3 protein-coding genes and 3 pseudogenes are annotated in these 4,482 nt (G+C 54.0%); 5 read left to right on the top strand and 1 reads right to left on the bottom strand.

From position 1 onward, the window contains the following. Window positions 1–210: 210 nt before the first annotated feature. The 3 pseudogenes from XI25_RS32610 to XI25_RS27835 all read left to right on the top strand — a co-directional run. Window positions 211–493 (top strand): annotated as a pseudogene (locus XI25_RS32610) (MFS transporter); the annotation flags it as partial. Between the two features lie 90 nt (window positions 494–583). After that, a pseudogene (lacI, locus tag XI25_RS27840) lies at window positions 584–1,662 on the top strand (DNA-binding transcriptional repressor LacI); the annotation flags it as partial. A 49-nt stretch (window positions 1,663–1,711) separates the two neighbouring features. Further along, window positions 1,712–2,058 (top strand): annotated as a pseudogene (locus XI25_RS27835) (hypothetical protein); the annotation flags it as partial. 17 nt (window positions 2,059–2,075) lie between these two features. On the opposite strand, the gene XI25_RS37115 reads toward XI25_RS27835, so the two are convergent. Continuing rightward, a complete protein-coding gene (locus XI25_RS37115) occupies window positions 2,076–2,444 on the bottom strand; it encodes a hypothetical protein (protein WP_000538659.1) in 369 nt (122 codons plus the stop codon). Between XI25_RS37115 and XI25_RS37110 the strand changes: the two genes are divergently transcribed. Next, window positions 2,443–2,847 carry a Rop family plasmid primer RNA-binding protein gene (locus XI25_RS37110; protein WP_442950444.1) on the top strand — a complete coding sequence of 135 codons (405 nt, stop codon included), beginning with the start codon at window positions 2,443–2,445 and terminating at the stop codon, window positions 2,845–2,847. The two genes, XI25_RS37115 and XI25_RS37110, sit on opposite strands and share 2 nt — an antisense overlap. Before the next feature lie 956 nt (window positions 2,848–3,803). Then, a partial coding sequence (locus tag XI25_RS27820) for an APH(3') family aminoglycoside O-phosphotransferase (RefSeq protein WP_046681131.1) occupies window positions 3,804–4,482 on the top strand: 679 nt, incomplete at its 3' end.

The raw sequence follows: 4,482 nt of genomic DNA, 5'->3' as shown, positions 1-4,482 counted from the left end.
GATCCGCGACCCATTTGCTGTCCACCAGTCATGCTAGCCATATGGCTGCCGCGCGGCACCAGGCCGCTGCTGTGATGATGATGATGATGGCTGCTGCCCATGGTATATCTCCTTCTTAAAGTTAAACAAAATTATTTCTAGAGGGGAATTGTTATCCGCTCACAATTCCCCTATAGTGAGTCGTATTAATTTCGCGGGATCGAGATCTCGATCCTCTACGCCGGACGCATCGTGGCCGGCATCACCGGCGCCACAGGTGCGGTTGCTGGCGCCTATATCGCCGACATCACCGATGGGGAAGATCGGGGCTCGCCACTTCGGGCTCATGAGCGCTTGTTTCGGGCGTGGGGTATGGTGGCAGGCCCCGTGGCCGGGGGGACTGTTGGGCGCCATCTCCTTGCATGCACCATTCCTTGCGGCGGCGGTGCTCAACGGCCTCAACCTACTACTGGGCTGCTTCCTAATGCAGGAGTCGCATAAGGGAGAGCGTCGAGATCCCGGACACCATCGAATGGGCGCAAAACCTTTCGCGGTATGGCATGATAGCGCCCGGAAGAGAGTCAATTCAGGGTGGTGAATGTGAAAACCAGTAACGTTATACGATGTCGCAGAGTATGCCGGTGTCTCTTATCAGACCGTTTCCCGCGTGGTGAACCAGGCCAGCCACGTTTCTGCGAAAACGCGGGAAAAAGTGGAAGCGGCGATGGCGGAGCTGAATTACATTCCCAACCGCGTGGCACAACAACTGGCGGGCAAACAGTCGTTGCTGATTGGCGTTGCCACCTCCAGTCTGGCCCTGCACGCGCCGTCGCAAATTGTCGCGGCGATTAAATCTCGCGCCGATCAACTGGGTGCCAGCGTGGTGGTGTCGATGGTAGAACGAAGCGGCGTCGAAGCCTGTAAAGCGGCGGTGCACAATCTTCTCGCGCAACGCGTCAGTGGGCTGATCATTAACTATCCGCTGGATGACCAGGATGCCATTGCTGTGGAAGCTGCCTGCACTAATGTTCCGGCGTTATTTCTTGATGTCTCTGACCAGACACCCATCAACAGTATTATTTTCTCCCATGAAGACGGTACGCGACTGGGCGTGGAGCATCTGGTCGCATTGGGTCACCAGCAAATCGCGCTGTTAGCGGGCCCATTAAGTTCTGTCTCGGCGCGTCTGCGTCTGGCTGGCTGGCATAAATATCTCACTCGCAATCAAATTCAGCCGATAGCGGAACGGGAAGGCGACTGGAGTGCCATGTCCGGTTTTCAACAAACCATGCAAATGCTGAATGAGGGCATCGTTCCCACTGCGATGCTGGTTGCCAACGATCAGATGGCGCTGGGCGCAATGCGCGCCATTACCGAGTCCGGGCTGCGCGTTGGTGCGGATATCTCGGTAGTGGGATACGACGATACCGAAGACAGCTCATGTTATATCCCGCCGTTAACCACCATCAAACAGGATTTTCGCCTGCTGGGGCAAACCAGCGTGGACCGCTTGCTGCAACTCTCTCAGGGCCAGGCGGTGAAGGGCAATCAGCTGTTGCCCGTCTCACTGGTGAAAAGAAAAACCACCCTGGCGCCCAATACGCAAACCGCCTCTCCCCGCGCGTGGCCGATTCATTAATGCAGCTGGCACGACAGGTTTCCCGACTGGAAAGCGGGCAGTGAGCGCAACGCAATTAATGTAAGTTAGCTCACTCATTAGGCACCGGGATCTCGACCGATGCCCATTGCAGAGCCTTCAACCCAGTCAGCTCCTTCCGGTGGGCGCGGGGCATGACTATCGTCGCCGCACTTATGACTGTCTTCTTTATCATGCAACTCGTAGGACAGGTGCCGGCAGCGCTCTGGGTCATTTTCGGCGAGGACCGCTTTCGCTGGAGCGCGACGATGATCGGCCTGTCGCTTGCGGTATTCGGAATCTTGCACGCCCTCGCTCAAGCCTTCGTCCACTGGTCCCGCCCACCAAACGTTTCGGCGAGAAGGCAGGCCATTATCGCCGGCATGGCGGCCCCACGGGTGCGCATGATCGTGCTCCTGTCGTTGAGGACCCGGCTAGGCTGGCGGGGTTGCCTTACTGGTTAGCAGAATGAATCACCGATACGCGAGCGAACGTGAAGCGACTGCTGCTGCAAAACGTCTGCGACCTGAGCAACAACATGAATGGTCTTCGGTTTCCGTGTTTCGTAAAGTCTGGAAACGCGGAAGTCAGCGCCCTGCACCATTATGTTCCGGATCTGCATCGCAGGATGCTGCTGGCTACCCTGTGGAACACCTACATCTGTATTAACGAAGCGCTGGCATTGACCCTGAGTGATTTTTCTCTGGTCCCGCCGCATCCATACCGCCAGTTGTTTACCCTCACAACGTTCCAGTAACCGGGCATGTTCATCATCAGTAACCCGTATCGTGAGCATCCTCTCTCGTTTCATCGGTATCATTACCCCCATGAACAGAAATCCCCCTTACACGGAGGCATCAGTGACCAAACAGGAAAAAACCGCCCTTAACATGGCCCGCTTTATCAGAAGCCAGACATTAACGCTTCTGGAGAAACTCAACGAGCTGGACGCGGATGAACAGGCAGACATCTGTGAATCGCTTCACGACCACGCTGATGAGCTTTACCGCAGCTGCCTCGCGCGTTCGGTGATGACGGTGAAAACCTCTGACACATGCAGCTCCCGGAGACGGTCACAGCTTGTCTGTAAGCGGATGCCGGGAGCAGACAAGCCCGTCAGGGCGCGTCAGCGGGTGTTGGCGGGTGTCGGGGCGGCAGCCATGACCCAGTCACGTAGCGATAGCGGAGTGTATACTGGCTTAACTATGCGGCATCAGAGCAGATTGTACTGAGAGTGCACCATTGCGGTGTGAAATACCGCACAGATGCGTAAGGAGAAAATACCGCATCAGGCGCTCTTCCGCTTCCTCGCTCACTGACTCGCTGCGCTCGGTCGTTCGGCTGCGGCGAGCGGTATCAGCTCACTCAAAGGCGGTAATACGGTTATCCACAGAATCAGGGGATAACGCAGGAAAGAACATGTGAGCAAAAGGCCAGCAAAAGGCCAGGAACCGTAAAAAGGCCGCGTTGCTGGCGTTTTTCCATAGGCTCCGCCCCCCTGACGAGCATCACAAAAATCGACGCTCAAGTCAGAGGTGGCGAAACCCGACAGGACTATAAAGATACCAGGCGTTTCCCCCTGGAAGCTCCCTCGTGCGCTCTCCTGTTCCGACCCTGCCGCTTACCGGATACCTGTCCGCCTTTCTCCCTTCGGGAAGCGTGGCGCTTTCTCATAGCTCACGCTGTAGGTATCTCAGTTCGGTGTAGGTCGTTCGCTCCAAGCTGGGCTGTGTGCACGAACCCCCCGTTCAGCCCGACCGCTGCGCCTTATCCGGTAACTATCGTCTTGAGTCCAACCCGGTAAGACACGACTTATCGCCACTGGCAGCAGCCACTGGTAACAGGATTAGCAGAGCGAGGTATGTAGGCGGTGCTACAGAGTTCTTGAAGTGGTGGCCTAACTACGGCTACACTAGAAGGACAGTATTTGGTATCTGCGCTCTGCTGAAGCCAGTTACCTTCGGAAAAAGAGTTGGTAGCTCTTGATCCGGCAAACAAACCACCGCTGGTAGCGGTGGTTTTTTTGTTTGCAAGCAGCAGATTACGCGCAGAAAAAAAGGATCTCAAGAAGATCCTTTGATCTTTTCTACGGGGTCTGACGCTCAGTGGAACGAAAACTCACGTTAAGGGATTTTGGTCATGAACAATAAAACTGTCTGCTTACATAAACAGTAATACAAGGGGTGTTATGAGCCATATTCAACGGGAAACGTCTTGCTCTAGGCCGCGATTAAATTCCAACATGGATGCTGATTTATATGGGTATAAATGGGCTCGCGATAATGTCGGGCAATCAGGTGCGACAATCTATCGATTGTATGGGAAGCCCGATGCGCCAGAGTTGTTTCTGAAACATGGCAAAGGTAGCGTTGCCAATGATGTTACAGATGAGATGGTCAGACTAAACTGGCTGACGGAATTTATGCCTCTTCCGACCATCAAGCATTTTATCCGTACTCCTGATGATGCATGGTTACTCACCACTGCGATCCCCGGGAAAACAGCATTCCAGGTATTAGAAGAATATCCTGATTCAGGTGAAAATATTGTTGATGCGCTGGCAGTGTTCCTGCGCCGGTTGCATTCGATTCCTGTTTGTAATTGTCCTTTTAACAGCGATCGCGTATTTCGTCTCGCTCAGGCGCAATCACGAATGAATAACGGTTTGGTTGATGCGAGTGATTTTGATGACGAGCGTAATGGCTGGCCTGTTGAACAAGTCTGGAAAGAAATGCATAAACTTTTGCCATTCTCACCGGATTCAGTCGTCACTCATGGTGATTTCTCACTTGATAACCTTATTTTTGACGAGGGGAAATTAATAGGTTGTATTGATGTTGGACGAGTCGGAATCGCAGACCGATACC

This window comes from Paenibacillus sp. DMB20 (assembly GCF_000987955.1).
Lineage (GTDB): Bacteria > Bacillota > Bacilli > Paenibacillales > Paenibacillaceae > Paenibacillus_AQ.
The sequence above is the reverse complement of the archived record's forward strand: the minus strand, read 5'-3'. Positions and strand labels throughout refer to the sequence as shown.

Coding starts and splice junctions, on each gene's coding strand:
- XI25_RS37110 (WP_442950444.1), top strand. CDS start 2,443: ATGAACAGAAATCCCCCTTACACGGAGGCATCAGTGACCAAACAGGAA.
- XI25_RS37115 (WP_000538659.1), bottom strand. CDS start 2,444: ATGGGGGTAATGATACCGATGAAACGAGAGAGGATGCTCACGATACGG.